Below are 17434 nucleotides of genomic sequence, written 5' to 3' on the forward strand. Positions count from 1 at the left end.
GTCGCGCCAATTACATTATTGTGACCATGCACAGCATCGGTGCCCCACATTGTGGGTATTTTACTGCCATCGATAGAATCATCTACCGACGCCTGATAAAAATCTTCAGCCAATTTTACCCAGTCCATTGGTGTTGCGTGTTTATCACCGTTAGGAAACGCACCGCCCCCATTTAGGTATGAGCCAAAGCCATATTTGCGCATGTCTTCAACGGTAATGTCACGAATTTCTGGTTGAATCATTTGAGCTACTTTTTGCTCAAGTGTCATCGTTTTTAAATAATCGGCTATTTTAGCTTCAATTTCTGGGTCTTGTTTTACGGCAATATTAAGTTTTGGCCAAATTTTCTCTGTTTTAGACAACGCATTATTAGCTTCAGGAGTGGTTGTCGCGTCATTTGAACAAGCCGCTAAAATGCCTACTGATGCAATTAATGAGGCACGTGCTATTTTATTAAGTGAAAAAGGGGTTTTCATTATAGAGTCTCCTGAGCTTGAACTGGTTTGCTTCCGCTTAAACCATAAAACGCGATAAATAAGTAACAAAAAATAGGTAAAACATACGAAAGTTGAACACCCACACTATCAGCAAGTGCACCTTGTAAAAGTGGCACTATTGCACCCCCTACAATCGCCAAGCACAAAATACCAGAACCCTGCGCGGTATGCTTACCCAGGCCATTTAACGCTAAACTAAAAATAGTTGGGAACATAATAGAATTGAATAAACCAACCAGTAGTATTGACCACATTGCTAATTGACCCGACGTGCTCATGGCAATAACCACCAAAATAATAGCCATACTTGCGTTAAAGCCCAGTACCTTACCTGCGGGTAATTTTTGCATTACCGCTGCACCAATAAAACGCCCCACCATAGCTCCACCAAAATAATATGTGATGTAGTGAGCGGCAACATGCTCTTTTAATCCAGCAATATTTTCTTGTGCTAAAAAGCTAACTAAAAAACTGCCAATCGCAACCTCTGCACCTACATACATAAATATACCCACAGCACCGAGTGTTAGGTGGCGGTATTGCCATGCACTACCTTCAATTGTCTCTGACTTTTCAGCGGCTTCTTTTTGCTCATTCATTATGTCTGGCAATTTTAGCCATGCAAAAATACCGGCTAGTAAAATAAGCATGCCTGCTAATAGTAAATAAGGAAGTTGTACCGATTCTGCATTTTGTGCCGGTGTTAAAAACGCTTCAGAGGCAGAGTCAAGAATCAAAAATGCACCAAATGTAGGGGCAACCGTCGTGCCTAGCGCATTAAATGCTTGCGTTAAGGTAAGGCGAGAAGACGCTGTTTTAGGGGCGCCCAATAAACTTACATAAGGGTTTGCAGAAACCTGCAACAAGGTAATACCGCTTGCCAGAACAAATAAAGCAAACAAAAATACCGGGTAATTGTGTAGTGCCGCGGCTGGGTAAAAAAGCACACAACCACATGCTGCTATAAGTAACCCCACTACAATGCCTTTTTTATACCCTAATTTTTTAACTATATAGCCACTTGGCAGTGACATTAAAAAATAAGCCCCAAAAAAACAAAACTGAACCAGCATTGCCTGAACATAAGTTAGGTTAAACACCGCTTTTAAATGCGGGATTAAAATATCGTTTAAGCAGGTAATGAATCCCCACATAAAAAATAAAGTAGTTAAAGAAGTTAATGCAAAACCATAGTTTTTATCTTGGAAGTTTTGCAACTGTGTGTGTGTCGTCAGTGGTGCTGAACTGGCCATGGGCTCTCCGCAATTTATTATTATAAATTAATGCAAAAGTCGTTATTAAAAATTGCCGTGTAACCCAGCAACATTAAAGAGTTGACCTTCGTATCAATTAACACTAATCTAAAAATGTAAGCGCTTTCACGTGTAATTAAATACGAACATGTAACATATTTCAACAAGTTTTATTTTTTTATAAACGCGCCCTTACGCTTCATCGCAGTAAATACAGTGGCTATTTATGCATTTAAGGTTTAAAAAGGTTTGTTACTAATGACAAAATTATCGTTACCATCTCATTCACCTCTATTAACAAAAAACTTTGTTTATGGTGTGGCTACGGCATCATTTCAAATTGAAGGCGGGTATGAGCATCGCCTGCCCTGTATATGGGATACCTTTTGCGATACACCCAACAAAATAGCCGACAGCTCAAATGGGCATGTTGCCTGCGATCATTACAACCAGTGGCAAAATGATATTGAATTAATAGACTCGCTTGGCGTAGATGCGTATCGACTTTCTATCTCTTGGCCGCGCGTTATTACCTTATCGGGTGAGCTAAACCCTGAGGGCGTAAAGTTTTATACTAATATTCTTGATGAGCTTAATAAGCGCAACATTAAAGCGTTTGTAACGCTATATCACTGGGATTTACCTCAACATTTAGAAGACAAAGGCGGCTGGTTAAACCGCGATACAGCTTATGAATTTGCTCGGTATGTAAAGCTTATTAGTCAAGCATTTGGCGAGCGGGTATTTTCGTACGCGACCCTAAATGAGCCTTTTTGCAGTGCCTTTTTAGGCTACGAAGTAGGCATACATGCCCCAGGTTTAGTGGGCAAAGAGTACGGTAAAAAAGCAGCGCACCATTTATTGCTTGCTCATGGTTTGGCAATGGATGTGTTAAAGCAAACCTCGCCTAATACTCAAAATGGTATTGTGCTTAATTTTACACCTTGCTACCCATTAACGCAGTCAGCAGAGGATATAAACGCAGCTCGCTACGCCGATGATTATTTAAATCAATGGTATATGAAACCAATAATGGATGGCCAATACCCAGAAATTATAAAACAGCTTCCTAGCAATCAGCAGCCTGAAATCCACCCTGGCGATATGGACATAATTTCACAATCTATTGATTACTTGGGCATTAACTTTTATACGCGCCAAGTATACAAAGCGCACCCTAGCGATATATACGAGCCACTTGCACCACAAGGGCCTTTAACCGACATGGGCTGGGAAATTTACCCGCAGTCGTTTACCGATTTACTTGTAACGCTTAATAACACCTACACCTTACCGCCTATTTATATAACCGAGAACGGCGCAGCTATGCCCGACACCATTAAAAATGGCGAGGTAAACGATGTAGATCGCCTAAACTATTATCATAGCCACTTAAATGCTGTGCACGATGCTACAGCGCAAGGGGTTAATATTATTGGTTACTTTGCGTGGAGCTTAATGGATAATTTTGAATGGGCTGAGGGCTATTTAAAACGCTTTGGCATTGTTTACGTTGATTATAAAACTCAGCAACGTACTATAAAAGCCAGTGGCCAAGCTTATAAAAGCTTGATACAAAGCCGTAAATAGCCAATACAAGCTATTCGACTAATCGCATAAATAAAAATCAAAAAGCGAGAACCTAACATCATGATAAGTGTAAAAGAAAAAATAGCCTATGGCCTTGGCGATACGGCAAGTAATATTATTTTTCAAACAGTTATGATGTTTTTAATGCTTTACTACACAGATGTAGTAGGGCTTTCTCCAGCGGTGGTAGGCACCATGTTTTTAGTGGTTAGGTTGTTTGATGCCATCACCGATCCAGTTATGGGCAACTTAGCCGATAAAACCCAGTCGCGCTTTGGCCATTTTAGGCCCTATTTATTGTGGCTTGCCCTGCCCTTTGCGCTTATTAGTATTTTAGCTTTTACCACGCCAGAGCTTGAAGGCACTGATAAAATTATTTACGCCTTTACTACCTACACCTTGCTTATGGTGGCGTATACCGCCATAAATATTCCTTATTGCGCATTAGGTGGCGTGCTCACAAACGATGTAAAAGAGCGTGTTAGCGTGCAATCGTATCGTTTTGTGTTTGGTATGTTAGGCGGCGTTATTGTTGCGGGCTGTACAATGCCAATGGTTGAATACTTTGGCCAAGGCGATAATGCCAAAGGCTACCAATACACCATGACGGCAATGAGCTTGCTTGGCTTAGTGTTATTTTTACTGTGTTTTTTTGGTACCAAAGAGCGCGTAGAGCAACCGCCTGAGCAAAACCTGTCGTTGTTTAAAAGTTTAAAAACCTTGATTAAAAACGATCAATGGCGAGTCCTGTGCGCTGCCGCGCTATTTTTACTCACTGGCCAAGTATTACGTTTAACCTTAGGTGTTTATTACGTTAAATACTATTTAGGGCAAGAAGATTTAATTACCTCCTTTATGACCCTAGGAGTGGTTGCCAGTATGGTTGGGTGTGCGTGTGCTCAGCCGTTGGCTAAGCGATTTTGTAAAATAAAAGCCTATATTAGTTTGCAGTTAATCGCTGCGGGCATATGTATTGCGAGCTATTTTATCTCCCCTGATAATATTACCTTGGCATTTGCCGCCTTTATTTTGTGGAAGTTTTTTTTAGATATGGCCACCCCACTACTGTGGGCAAAAATGGCCGACACCATAGACTACGGGCACCACAAAACTGGGGTAAGAATTACTGGCCTTGTGTATTCGGGCGTTATATTTTTTATAAAAATGGGTGTGGCGTTAGGCGGTGCAATTGCAGGCTGGCTGCTGTCTTTTTATAATTACCAAGCGCAAACAATGCAGAGCCTTGATACGCAACAGGGTATTTTATTATCGTTTACTATTATACCGGCGTTTGGCTCTTTGTTTGTTGCTTTTATTATGCGTAAATACACGCTCAATAACGCACAGTTAGCCTCTATACAGGCATCGCTAAAAACTAGTGCTAGTTAACATTTGGTGGGTACGGTATTATTTGCCCGCCAAAAATAAAGGATATAAGTGAGTTAACAATAACATGGCCACAATTTATGAAGTGTCGGAGCTTGCTGGCGTATCGTTAGCTACAGTGTCACGGGTAATGAATAAAAACACCCGCGTAAGTGAAAAAACCACTAAAAAAGTACTCGATGCAATGCAGCAGCTGGGCTATAAGCCCAATTCTATTGCGCAATCGCTTGCCTCAAACAGAACCAACAGCGTGGGTATTTTGGTCTCAGAGCTTCATGGTCCTTTCTTTGCTCAAATGATGGCAGGCATAGAGTCAGCCCTGCGCGCCGCGGGTAAGCACGTTATTATTACCACCGGTCACAGTGAAGACGATAAAGAAAAAGACGGCATTGAATTTTTAATTAGCCGCAAATGCGATGCGCTAATTTTACATGTAGAATCAGTCAGTGATGACTACCTAATTGAGCTAAGTAAAGGTAAAACCCCTATTTACCTTATTAACCGATACGTACATTCACTTGAAAGTAACTGCATTAGCCTAGATAACGAACTCGGCGGCTACTTAGCCAGTAAATCTATTGTTGAACAAGGCCACACAAATATAGCTTATATTGCGGGGCCGCAAGTTAAAGCCGATGCCAGAAACCGTTTAAAAGGCCATAAAAAAGCGCTGCACGAAAAAAACATTCCCTTTAATGAGGCGCTGTTTTACGAAGGTGATTTTAACGAAATTGGCGGCAGCAAAGGCCTTGAAAAACTACTCAACACGCGTATTCCATTTAGTGCTTTAGTGTGTGCCAACGATGAAATGGCATCAGGTGCTATGAAATACGCCCGTGAGCATGGCTTTAATTTACCAAACGATTTGTCGGTGATTGGCTTTGATAACGTTATATTTGCCAATTATCTTTACCCTACACTTACCACCATAGATAACCCAGTAGAAGAAATGGGTGAAATGGCTGCAAAAATGGTGCTACAAGATGTGTATCAGTATAAAAACTTACACATAAACCGCGTGTTTGAACCCACCCTTATAAAACGTGATTCAACCCAAACACTGCCAAAATAACGCATAAAAAAACGGCGCTATATTAAGCGCCGTTTTTATTAAACCCTGCAACTTATTTTGCTATCCAGGGGGTTACTTTAACTACGTTTTCTATATCACCAAGCAGATTTACGTCATCTTCCCAGTTATCCTGTACTGCAAAGTAGCAGATTGATTTTTCGCACTGTATATGTGGGTTATTAAAGGTCACAGGCTCTTTAAACGTTACAGCAACGCCTTTTTGCTCAGGCAATAAAAACCACATAAGTTTACTAACAAAAAAGCCTGATAAATCTGTTAAAAGTTCATCTAACTCGTTATTAATTGTGTACAACGAATCCTTCGTTAAACTAAGTCCTTCAAATTCGCTGGCCTCAATTTGCAATTTTAACTGACAATCGTGATCAGGGTTTTGTGGCTCTACAACAATAACGGCTTTATCCGTATCGAGCTGCTTATCAAACGGTAAAAGTAACTGTGCTTTATCGGTAAAATTAAGCGGGTATTCGTTATTTTCAGTTAAAATTGTGCCGCTTTTAATAGCACATGCCTCGTTTGTGGCAATATCGCTAATGTAAAAGTTAACCCGTGCATACTGAAAGTCGCCCTTGTTAACCACTTTTAATCTGTCGTAAAAGCCATCGTACGACATAACAAACTCTTTAGCATTGACGGTACTTACCGCCAAACTTAATAAAATGAGTATGGCGTTAATATTTATGAGTCGTTTTTTATTCATCAAAATAAGCTCTGTTTTGGTTAATCATGGTGTTTAGCTCTTCTATGTAGGCCTCGCCGCGCTCTGAGTAAGACATTAAACCATGCGTTAGTGCCGTTGCCGCAATGGGCTTTTGCTGCTGTCGTAAATCTTCGCGTATCAGGCGTAAATCTTTGTAGGCATTATGTGTGTTAATATTTCTAAAATACGAGCTTACTGCTGCGCGTACCGACTTAAATGCAGCAACTTCGTGCGCCGCTCCGGTATTGCGGCGTCTTGGCACCATACCGCAGCCTTTTGAATAGCACCATTGGCCAAAAAAGTTAAGCCCTATGCGTGCAAAGCGCGATGTACCCCACGCCGACTCATTCGCCGCTTGCATTAGCGCAAGCTCTTTAGGAATAATATCAACACGGCGCAGCGCTTGGCTTAAAATTAGGGTGTTTACTGTTTCAGGTAAGCCATAGGCTTTTAAAATATTAACGATGTCGCGCTGTTGTTTTTTCTCGAGCGGTTCGTTGTATTCAAGCATCATACGCGCAATTTCTAACTTAGCGCGTTGCTGTAATATTTTTTTATTTTCAGCCTCAACATGTGGGCGAATAAAATCAAAAAATGCCTGTTTTTTCTCTTTTACATCAGCAAATTCAGAAAATTTAGGTAAAGTAACATTGTGCAGGGGTTTTTCTTTTTTCTTTACTTTTTTAGGTTGTTCACCTGTGGTTTGTTCTTCAACCTCTTGCTCATTACTTTGCATAAACGGATATGCAAGCGCCCATAAAAAAAATACGCTTAGTAACAGCTTTAAAATGGTTTTTAGCATGTAGTCTCTCTTTCAAACAACAATTATGCATGGGTAATACACACACACACGAAACCCCATTATACCTAAGCCACTATATAAACGCGAATAACACTCTGTGTGTAACCCTTTAAGGGCCACGCTTTGCTAAAAAATGCTAAAGTGGCTGCTTGCGATAAATATATTATCCACCAGCTCAGGTTATGTACTTGTTCATTCGCAATTTATTAGGGCATGGGTATACTGAGCTTATACCGTGTATAACAATGTTTTGTGAGTAAGCAGTATGGATAAGCAATGGCAAAGCCGAATAATAGAACAGTATAAAAATCGCCCTAACGATAATCGCTCCCCCTGGCAGGTAGACCGCTCTCGTATAATTCATGCTGCAGCTTTTAGGCGCTTACAAGCAAAAACCCAAATTATGGGGATAGGCTTAAACGACTTTTATCGCACACGCTTAACGCATTCTTTGGAGGTATCGCAAATTGGTACCGGCATATTGCGGCATTTAAAAGCACAGCACAGCGATTTTGAACACTTCCCCTCTACCGGTTTATTAGAAACCTTATGTTTAGCCCACGATATAGGCCATCCGCCGTTTGGCCATGGCGGCGAAATTGCCTTAAATTATATGATGCGTGAGCACGGTGGATTTGAAGGCAACGCACAAACATTGCGTATAGTCGCTAAACTTGAGCCTTACTCTAACGGCCACGGCATGAACCTAACGCGCCGCACGTTGCTTGGCTTTATTAAATACCCCGCATTTATAGACGATTTATGGCACACCATTCCGAAGGTAAATAATACACGCTCATTTATAAAAGCAGATGATTGGCGCCCCGCTAAAGGCTTATACAAAGACGATGCACAAATATTTGAATGGATCATTGCCCCTTTAAGCGACAACGACAAAGCCCTATTAACTAGCCATACACCAATAGATCAGTACCGTGCAAAAACCCGTTATAAATCGTTAGATAGCGCCATAATGGAACATGCCGATGATATAGCATATGCAGTGCACGACCTAGAAGATGCCATAGCCACTAAAGTGCTCACACTAGATGATTGGCAAACACATGCATTACCCCACTTAAACGCGCTTAATTACGATTGGTTAAACACTAAATTAGACTCGCTTACCCAACGCTTGTTTTCAAAAAACGATTTTGAGCGTAAAGATGCCATTGGCGAGCTGGTAAATATGTTTATTATTCATATTCATTTAGATGTTCAGCATGGTGATTTTGAGTGCCCTATTTTAAAGTACACTGCAAAGCTAGACCCACAGTACGAGCGTGTTTTGCAAATACTTAAGCATTTTGTATTTAATCGCTTAATACGCGACCCCGAAATGCAGCAAATAGAGTTTAAAGGTCAAAACTTACTGATTGAATTATTTACCGCTTTTGCCAGTGACCCTCTGCGTTTATTACCCGAAACAACGCAAGCACTTTATCTAGACGCTGAAAAACAAAACCAAGGCATGCGCATAATATGCGACTACCTAAGCGGCATGAGCGATGAGTACGCCTATAAAACCTATCAGCGTTTATTCTCACCAGTACAATAAAAGCCACGAGCACATCTTGCTAAGCGTTTGGTTAAAGGAAGAGCCTGTGTAAGGGGTTATTGCAAATAAATAGGCGTGCGCAGGAGGCGTTATCGAGCCCACTAGGTTACAAACCTTGCGCCGCAGTTAAATAACCTCTTGTTTGCAAAAATTTTTCCTGCAAAATTTAGCAGGCCCTTGTATATTTAATAAACTATAAAAATAAGAGCATTGACTATGAACACACCACACACTTTTAACTCCTTTAAAGCGTTTTACCCGTATTACTTAAAAGAGCACCGCAATGTAACCTGCAGAAGGCTTCACTTTATTGGCAGCACGCTAGTACTTGCAGTCATCTTTATTGCATTGATCAAGCAGCAATATAGCTTGCTGTGGTTATTACCGGTTATTGGCTACGGATTTGCTTGGATTGGGCATTTCTTTTTTGAAAAAAACCGCCCCGCTACATTTAAGCACCCCCTTTATAGCTTATGGGGAGATTGGGTCATGTTTAAAGATATACTTATCGGTAAAATAAAATTTTAATTTTTATATTATTTTATTATAAAAATCACTGGCAACCTTTTTAAACGCTATACAAATTTCAGCTTAAATAACCCACCTTTTATATGTTAATTTATTTAACATATAAAAGGTGGGTTATACACTTAATTTAAAAAAGGCTTAGCAATAGCCATTATTAAAGGCGTGCACACTGCTCTTACCTGTTAATCAAAAGTAAACCTCATGGTTGACAATTATTTTAAGCCCCATCAGTTACTTACAAATCCTAGCCTATTTCTAGCTTTTACCTCATTTAGTTTTATTAATTAAACCTTGTAACTATATACCCTTTAATTTTAATTGAATGTTATTCAATTGACTCATTTTGTTAATGCGGTTTATGTTCTCAAAGCAGCTCCACTAAAAAGTAGCAGCTATAAAAACAAAAACTTTAAATCAATGGGTGATCAGATGAGGATTAACAACATGAATAAAAGCCTACCGTTTAGGTTAAATAACTTAAAAGTGAGTACAGCAGTGGCTGTGGGTGCATCGCTTTCGCTATTTGGTGCGTTTAGTGCACACGCGGCACAGCAAACACCTCAAGCACAAGAAGATATAGAGCAAATTAGCGTTATTGGCTCACGCCGTTTAGGGCGCACAGTTGAAGACAGCGCCGTACCTATTGATATTATTGGCGCTGAGGCGCTTACCAGTTCAGGCCTTACTGAAACAAACGCGCTACTGAGCAATTTGTTACCAAGTTTTAACTTTCCACAGGCATCGCTTACCGATGGCAGCGACCATGTACGCCCTGCACAACTACGTGGTTTAGCACCCGATCATACCTTAGTGCTGGTTAATGGAAAGCGTCGTCATAGTAGCGCACTACTTAATTTAAATGGTTCAACGGGGCGTGGCTCATCTTCTGTAGATTTAAATGCAATACCTGCTAATGCTATTGAACGCATTGAAGTTTTACGCGATGGCGCTGCGGCGCAATACGGCTCTGATGCAATAGCGGGTGTGATTAATATTGTACTTAAAAGCGCAAGCAGCGGCGGCTCCCTTGCGGCTATTTATGGGGCAAATGTCACCGAGATGGATGGTGTACCTCAGCTTGAATCGGTATCTGAGGGTAGCGATGGCAACCTAGCATTTACCGAAGGCGGCGATCGCTCTTTAACCGATGGGCAAACGCTTACTTTGCAAGGTAATATTGGTTTAGAGCTTGGTGATAATGGCTTTTTAAACATTTCGACTGAATACCGCGACCGCCACTCAACTAACCGTGCCGATTACGATCAACGCGAAAACTACGACCGATTAGAAGATGGCTCGCTTGACCCCCGCGAGTTTACAGTTAACCGTTATAACCATAACTTTGGTAATGGGGATGTAGAAGACCTATCGGTTTTTTATAATGCAGGTTATCAATTAACAAACGATATCGATTTATATTCATTTGGCTCTTACTCTAAACGTGAAGGTGAAGGCGCTGGTTTTTATAGACGCGCAAGCGATAGCCGTAATATAGAAGAAATATACCCCGACGGATTTTTACCTGTGATCACCTCAGATATAAACGACTACTCACTCGCGTTAGGTGTTAAAGGCTTTATAAGTGATTGGAACTACGATGTATCGGCTGTGTATGGTGAAGATGCGTTCGAATTTGGTGTAACCAATAGTTTAAATACGTCATACGGCCCCACTAGCCAAACACGCTTTGATGCCGGTACGCTGACATACGATCAACTTACTTTAAATGTTGATTTAAGCCGCGAAGTGGATGTCAGCTTTTTAGAAAGCGCAGTAAGTGTTGCCATTGGGGCTGAGTACCGTACAGAAGGCTATCAAATAGAAGCTGGCGAAGAAGCCTCATACGCACAAGGCTCATTTGGCCCAGGCGGCGTAGTCACAGGCGAAGATGGCCCATTTGGTGCAGCAGGTGCGCAGGTATTTCCAGGCTTTACACCTGAATCAGAAGGTGACAACAGCCGCCACAATGTAAGCTTTTACATAGACTTAGAAACCTACCTGACAGATGATTGGAATATTGCTGTGGCAGCCCGTTATGAGGATTACTCAGATTTTGGCGATACACTTAACGGCAAAATTGCAACGCGCTATTCGTTAACCGAAGATTTAGCCATACGCGCTTCAGCCTCAACAGGGTTTAGAGCGCCTTCATTACAACAGCAATATTTTACTTCGGTTGCTACCGTATTTGTTGATAGCGTTCCGACCGAAACCGGCACCTTTGCACCAAGCAGCGATGTAGCCAAAGCGCTTGGATCACCGGGCCTTGATGCCGAAGAAGCCACTAACTACGGGGTTGGCTTTACTTGGTCTACCGACTTTAATTTCAGCTTATCGGTTGATTACTATCAAATACTAATTGATGACCGTATTGTTTTATCTAACAATTTATCGGGGGCAGCAATAGAAGAGTTGCTAGCAGGCACAGGCGCTAACCAAGGCCGCTTTTTCTTAAACGCTATAGATAGTAAAACGCGGGGTGTTGATGTGGTTGCCTCGTACAACTTAATCACCGATGGCTATGGCGATATTGCCTTTAACTTAGGGTATAACTACGGCAAAAATGAAGTCACTGATATTATTGACCCGCCCTCTGAGCTGCAAGGCGCTGGGTTTGATCAAGACAACTTGTTCTCAGGTACAGAGCTGCGCCGCTTTGAAGTAAGCACCCCGCGCAATAAATACAATTTAAGTGCTACATGGACCCATGATGCGCTGCGTACCACACTAAGAACTACGCGTTATGGTGAAACCCAAGACCCTTCATCAACGCCTGAGCTAAACGAGGTATTAAAGCCTAAGTGGATCACTGATTTAGATGTAGCCTATGCCGCTACCGATAACCTAACGCTTAGTTTAGGTGCCAATAACATTTTTGATGTATACCCAGATCCTACCCGCGAAAATGTAGAAGAAGTCTCTACTTTTTCTCGCTTGTTTGCTTATTCGAGCTTTTCGCCCTACGGATTTAATGGCCGTTACGTGTACGGCAAAATAGAAATGAAGTTTTAAGCGCTAAACATTTCAAAATGTACTCAAAAACACAAAAGCCACCTAGTCGGTGGCTTTTTACTGCGAACTGCTCAAATCAATTAGATTTTAGTTAACCAGCCGTGTTTGTCTTCACTTTTACCCCATTGAATATCGTTCAATGCTTGGCGTAATCGCGCTGTTGTTGGGCCTGGCTCGCCACTGCCTACTTTGTATTCTTTATCGTTATGAATAAACGTGCCTACTGGCGTTAATACCGCAGCAGTACCTGAAAGTGCAGCTTCTGTACCTGGCTTTGCAGCGCGCTCTAAAAGCTCGGTAACACTAAAGTTACGCTCGCTTACCGTCATACCTAAATCTTTTGCAATGGTTAAAATGCTATTACGGGTTACGCCATGTAAAAACGTGCTATCAAGCGCTTTGGTAATAATTTCGTTACCATCAATAAGAATAAAGTTAGCAGCACCTGTTTCTTGTACGTCGCCGCCAGGGCAAAACAAGATTTGATCGGCTTGGTATTTTTCGCGTGCTGCGCTAATTGGTGCAAGTGCACTGGCGTAGTTACCGCCACTTTTTACCATGCCCATGTGCGGGGCACAGCGCATGCCATCTTCTTCAAGTAATACACGCAGCGCAGTAGCGCCGCCGGTAAAGTAATCGCCAACTGGCGATAAAAGTGTATATAACAACGAGCTCATTGACGGTGCAGCCGCTTTACCAATGGCAGCTTCTGTTCCTATGTGAGTTGGGCGAATGTACATAGAGCCCGGTGGCAATGGCGTTTCATCAGCATACTCTTTAACAATCTCGATAATCATGTCTTTTAGCATTTGACCGTCAAAGCTTGGTAAGCTTAATAACGCAGAGCTTTGCTGCATACGCGCAATGTTTGCATCTATTCTAAAAATATAAATAGAGCCATCTTCGTGGCGAAAAGCTTTTAAGCCTTCAAAACACGTGCTTGAATAATGAAGGACGTGCGCGCCCGCATGAAGTTCAAGTTTATCGGAAGGGACGATTGAGCTTTCGCTCCATTGGTTATCAGAAAAACGAGCTTGAATCATCTGCGGCATAAACACGGTACCGAATGCGGCCATTTTAATCTCTCTTGTGTGGTCTATTTTTCTCCATTGTATGACATTCATGCATCATTTAACCATAGCAAAACTGAGGCTTTTTTAATTATCAAAAAGAATTTTTTGCAACTGCTGTTTATAAATTAGCCATATTGTTAAGCACATACAAAAAAGCCGATTAATGCATCTTCATTAATCGGCTTTTTAAAGGCACATTATTTATTTAAACGAGTACCTAATAATACGTTTTAATACCGAGCTATACTGTTTAAAAAAACCACCTGTATGATAATCAATACCGTGCTTTTGCATAACGGCTTGCACTTGCGGGGCCACTTCTTGATAGCGAGAGGACGGCATATCAGGAAATAAGTGATGCTCAATTTGGCAACTTAAGTGCCCAGTTAAAACATGAAACCAATGCGGGCCTTTAATATTTGATGAGCCTAAAACTTGGCGATAGTACCACTGCCCTTGCGTTTCGTTTACGCAGTCTTCTTGTTTAAAGGTTTCGGTGTCCTCGGTAAAGTGGCCACAAAAAATAATGGTTGAGGTCCATAAATTACGGATTAAATTTGCCAGTAAGTTGCCTGCTAATACCCATAAAAACAAAGGGCCTGCCAATAAAGGAAATATCACATAATCTTTTATTAATTGGCGCGCACCTTTACTAAAAAAGCGCTGTTTTAGGGTAGAATGCGATACACCCCCTTCGCGGTTTTCTTTCTTTTTACCTATAAACACACGTTCCGCTGCCAGTTCGTGATACGACACACCCCACTGAAACAGCACACTTAAATTTATATATGTAATAAACTGCCACACATTTTTTAAGCGCCATTTAAAATCATTGCTTAAACGCAATAAACCATAACCAAAGTCGCGGTCTTTACCAATAATATTAGTGTAGGTGTGGTGCTCAAAGTTATGAACGCGATGCCAACTTTGCCCATCGCAAGCAATATCCCATTCGTAGTGTTGCGAGTTAAGCTGCTTGTCGTTCATCCAATCGTATTGGCCGTGCATAACATTGTGGCCAATTTCCATGTTGTCTAAAATTTTTGCCAGCGCTAATAACAGTACACCCGCAACCCATAAAAGTGGCTGAATAAAGCCCAGCATAAGTAAAATACGGCCACTCCACTCACATAGCCGCTGCTTTTTAACGACCGAGCGAATGTAGTTTGCATCTTGTTGCCCTACTTTGCCTAGCGTATCCATTTTTATGCTATCTAAATCGTGGGCTAACTGATCAAAGTTTATGTTTTTCATAGCTGTAACTCCAAGTCGCTAACAGGTTGACTTACACACAGTTGAATTAACTGCTCGCCGTTATCACTTAGCTCACCAGTTTTTAAATTACGCACCACGCCTGACTTTTTAATGCACTGGCACTGGTGGCAAATACCAATGCCACACCCGCGTTTAACCGGTAATTGTTTTGCTTCAAACTGTGCTAACAATGCGTTATTAGCATTTACGATATGAGCGCTGCTATTAATCTGTACGTTAAACAGACTGTCGTCATTTTGGCTTGACAGCGTTAAACCAAATGCCTCTTGGTAGTAATTTAAATGGTGTTTTTTAGCAAAGTCACACACCGTTTTCATAAAGTTTGCAGGCCCACAGCAGTATATGTCTGGGTTTTCCCATACATTTACATGGCGAGTAATATCATCTGATTGCTCGCGTGTGAGCAGTAAAAAAGAAAAATGCGAAAACTGGTTTGCTAATGCGCTTAGCTCGTCTACACATTGGTGCGCTGCGGCTTTGGCATAATAAATCAGCGATACTTTTTGTGTGGTATGTTTTAAATGCTCACTAATCATGGCAAGCATAGGTGTAATACCCGAGCCGCCCGCTATAAACGTTGCATTGTTTTGGGTGTTTTTATAAACAAAGTCGCCACTAGGCGCTGAAATATTGCACCACTCACCGACTCGTAAAGCACTGCTTAAAAGGCTTGTAAAACGCCCTTGCTCATTAGCTTTAATTAATAAACGCACCAAGCCCGTAGTTTTAAATTGCTCAGGGCTTGAGGCAACCGTAAAAACACGAGTTAATAAACGCCCGTTTATTTCTACCGTTAAACTAATATGTTGGCCAGCATTGTGTGCCTGCCAGTGCTGAGTAGGCTTTAAGGTAATACTTAAAAAATCACCATTGTGCTGCGTCAGCTCTTCTATTTTTGCTCTATAAAGACCAGCACGCCACGCAGGCTTAACCATTTGCATTATGGGCTCAATGTAGCCTGCAAAGCTTTGATGGTGTAAAAACCACTTCGAAAATTGGTCTAATACTTTAGTAATCATCACTATTAATCTCTTGGATATTAAATATTGAATTTGAACTTACATGTGTACGCTCAAACTTCAGCGCACAAGTGTACGCCCAAAAAAATTAATTTCAATAGTATTAGAGTAAATATTCAGTTTTTTAGCACAGTTTTTACGCAGCTCACTAATTTAAAGTGCTGTACTAAAGCCTCAATTAAGGTGTAATAAATAGCTGTTTAAAATATTAAAACCAGCCATACAACACTGCGGGTAAACTCTTTATGATTGAAATATATATAGTTTTTATTAAAGCGCTACATTTAGCAAAATCTGCAGCAGCATGCTAATGTAGGTATTACTTGCTTATTTATTGGACAGGGATATGACTGCGTTTATACCTACGAAAACGATTGCTAAAACATTATCAACGGCGTTTATAGCTGTACTCGTTTCAACGCCAGTGGCAGCTGTAGATTACAAAACCCTTGATGTGTTACCGCTCAATGTAAAGGCCGTCAGTATGGCTAAAGGGGTAACTATCCCCTGGGCTATTGAGCCGTTAAGTAACGGTGATTTACTTATAACCGAGCGAAGCGGCACACTTTATTTACTGCCTAAAAACTCAGCTAACTTAACTAAGCTCTCGGGTTTGCCACAAATTGATGCTAATGGGCAAGGCGGTTTACTAGATTTAGCCCTACATAGCGGACCAGACGATAGCCAATGGCTTTACATAACTTACTCAAGTACCCAAGGCGCTAAAAGTGGCAGTAATACAGCCCTAATGCGCGCCAAGCTTAGTGACGATCGCACTGAGCTTTTAAACACACAATTACTATACAAAGGTGAGCATAACAGCACAAAAGGCCAGCACTACGGAAGCCGTATTGTGTTTGATAACCAAGGGTATGTTTACTTTTCGATTGGCGATCGCGGCTCGCGCGATAAAAACCCGCAAGACTTAACCCGTGATGGCGGTAAAATTTATCGCTTACACGCTGATGGCCGCATTCCTAAAGATAACCCGTTTGTAAATCAAAAAAGCACTAAACCCGCTATTTGGTCATACGGACACCGCAACCCGCAAGGCATGTGGTTTGATAAAACAACACAAACGTTATGGTCTCATGAGCACGGCCCACGTGGCGGCGATGAGCTGAACATAATTAAAGCGGGCGCTAATTATGGCTGGCCGGTGGTTAGTTATGGTGTTAATTATAGCGGTACGTCGTTTACCGACATACAAGAAAAAGACGGCATGCAATCGCCCGTACTGCATTGGACCCCCTCCATTGCCCCTTCTGACATGTTATTGGTTAGCAGCGATAAGTACCCGCAATTAAAAGGCAAACTTTTGCTATCGTCTATGAAATTTTCGTTTTTAAGTGCACTGGAAATATCTAACAAAGGTGTTTCAAAGCAATATAAAATTTTAGAAGGAATAGGCCGCGTCCGCAGCTTAGCACAAGGCAGTGATGGCTATATTTACTTAGGCATTGACGGACAAGGAATTAAACGCCTTGAGCCTGAGCAATAAAACCGTTAGTAACCGCAGCATAGCAAATAATGCGTTTTCCTTGTTTTTATATAACAAGGTAAACGCCCTTCAGCTAAAAGAACTATTTAGCTCTTTGTAGCGTATGGTAATGCTAGGGCGTGTTGATCTTTGATGGTTGAATTTGCAGCA

Annotated in this window: 14 protein-coding genes; 7 read left to right on the forward strand and 7 right to left on the reverse strand. The window is 41.4% G+C overall.

Going from position 1 to position 17434, the window contains the following annotated elements:
- Positions 1-476: glycoside hydrolase family 3 N-terminal domain-containing protein (locus B4F91_RS07435; RefSeq protein ID WP_288635515.1), on the reverse strand; the 476-nt coding region annotated here is incomplete at its 3' end.
- Positions 476-1750 (reverse strand): sugar MFS transporter, encoded by a 1275-nt coding sequence (locus tag B4F91_RS07440; protein WP_286937619.1) that lies wholly within the window; start codon positions 1748-1750, stop codon positions 476-478. The genes B4F91_RS07440 and B4F91_RS07435, both read right to left, overlap by 1 nt.
- A gap of 258 nt (positions 1751-2008) precedes the next feature.
- Here B4F91_RS07440 and B4F91_RS07445 point away from each other — a divergent pair, with 258 nt between their 5' ends.
- From B4F91_RS07445 to B4F91_RS07455, 3 genes are all read left to right on the forward strand, one after another.
- Positions 2009-3340: a GH1 family beta-glucosidase gene (locus B4F91_RS07445; RefSeq protein ID WP_126007389.1), complete on the forward strand. Its 1332-nt coding sequence runs from the start codon at positions 2009-2011 to the stop codon at positions 3338-3340.
- A 60-nt stretch (positions 3341-3400) separates the two neighbouring features.
- Positions 3401-4729 carry a glycoside-pentoside-hexuronide (GPH):cation symporter gene (locus B4F91_RS07450; RefSeq protein WP_054982646.1) on the forward strand — a complete coding sequence of 443 codons (1329 nt, stop codon included), beginning with the start codon at positions 3401-3403 and terminating at the stop codon, positions 4727-4729.
- A gap of 64 nt (positions 4730-4793) precedes the next feature.
- Positions 4794-5798, forward strand: coding sequence for a LacI family DNA-binding transcriptional regulator (locus B4F91_RS07455; protein ID WP_024033435.1), 1005 nt, complete (start codon positions 4794-4796; stop codon positions 5796-5798).
- A gap of 52 nt (positions 5799-5850) precedes the next feature.
- On the opposite strand, the gene B4F91_RS07460 is transcribed toward B4F91_RS07455, so the two are convergent.
- A complete protein-coding gene (locus B4F91_RS07460) occupies positions 5851-6516 on the reverse strand; it encodes a DUF2987 domain-containing protein (protein ID WP_029772708.1) in 666 nt (221 codons plus the stop codon).
- Positions 6509-7318, reverse strand: coding sequence for a glucosaminidase domain-containing protein (locus B4F91_RS07465; RefSeq protein WP_286936938.1), 810 nt, complete (start codon positions 7316-7318; stop codon positions 6509-6511). The genes B4F91_RS07460 and B4F91_RS07465 overlap by 8 nt, the downstream gene beginning before the upstream one ends.
- 265 nt (positions 7319-7583) lie before the next feature.
- On the opposite strand from B4F91_RS07465, the gene B4F91_RS07470 reads away from it, so the two are divergent.
- From B4F91_RS07470 to B4F91_RS07480, 3 genes are all read left to right on the forward strand, one after another.
- A complete protein-coding gene (locus B4F91_RS07470; RefSeq protein WP_286936936.1) occupies positions 7584-8876 on the forward strand; it encodes an anti-phage deoxyguanosine triphosphatase in 1293 nt (430 codons plus the stop codon).
- Between the two features lie 216 nt (positions 8877-9092).
- Entirely contained in the window at positions 9093-9404 is a 312-nt protein-coding gene (locus tag B4F91_RS07475; protein WP_024033431.1) for an Mpo1-like protein, read from the forward strand.
- A gap of 444 nt (positions 9405-9848) precedes the next feature.
- Positions 9849-12416 carry a TonB-dependent receptor plug domain-containing protein gene (locus B4F91_RS07480; RefSeq protein ID WP_286936933.1) on the forward strand — a complete coding sequence of 856 codons (2568 nt, stop codon included), beginning with the start codon at positions 9849-9851 and terminating at the stop codon, positions 12414-12416.
- Between the two features lie 80 nt (positions 12417-12496).
- On the opposite strand, the gene B4F91_RS07485 is transcribed toward B4F91_RS07480, so the two are convergent.
- From B4F91_RS07485 to B4F91_RS07495, 3 genes are all read right to left on the reverse strand, one after another.
- The gene (locus tag B4F91_RS07485; protein WP_083901793.1) at positions 12497-13540 is read right to left on the reverse strand and encodes a branched-chain amino acid aminotransferase; all 1044 of its coding nucleotides are present in this window, start codon (positions 13538-13540) and stop codon (positions 12497-12499) included.
- Between the two features lie 150 nt (positions 13541-13690).
- Entirely contained in the window at positions 13691-14743 is a 1053-nt protein-coding gene (locus B4F91_RS07490) for a fatty acid desaturase family protein (RefSeq protein ID WP_286939244.1), read from the reverse strand.
- Positions 14740-15783 carry a flavin reductase family protein gene (locus B4F91_RS07495; protein ID WP_286939248.1) on the reverse strand — a complete coding sequence of 348 codons (1044 nt, stop codon included), beginning with the start codon at positions 15781-15783 and terminating at the stop codon, positions 14740-14742. Before B4F91_RS07495 ends, B4F91_RS07490 begins: the two co-directional genes overlap by 4 nt.
- Before the next feature lie 346 nt (positions 15784-16129).
- Here B4F91_RS07495 and B4F91_RS07500 point away from each other — a divergent pair, with 346 nt between their 5' ends.
- On the forward strand, positions 16130-17284 hold the full coding sequence (locus B4F91_RS07500; protein ID WP_286939246.1) for a PQQ-dependent sugar dehydrogenase: 1155 nt from the start codon (positions 16130-16132) through the stop codon (positions 17282-17284).
- Positions 17285-17434 lie beyond the last annotated feature (150 nt).

It is taken from the genome of Pseudoalteromonas sp. UBA6610 (genome assembly GCF_002433295.1).
Taxonomy (GTDB): domain Bacteria; phylum Pseudomonadota; class Gammaproteobacteria; order Enterobacterales; family Alteromonadaceae; genus Pseudoalteromonas; species Pseudoalteromonas atlantica.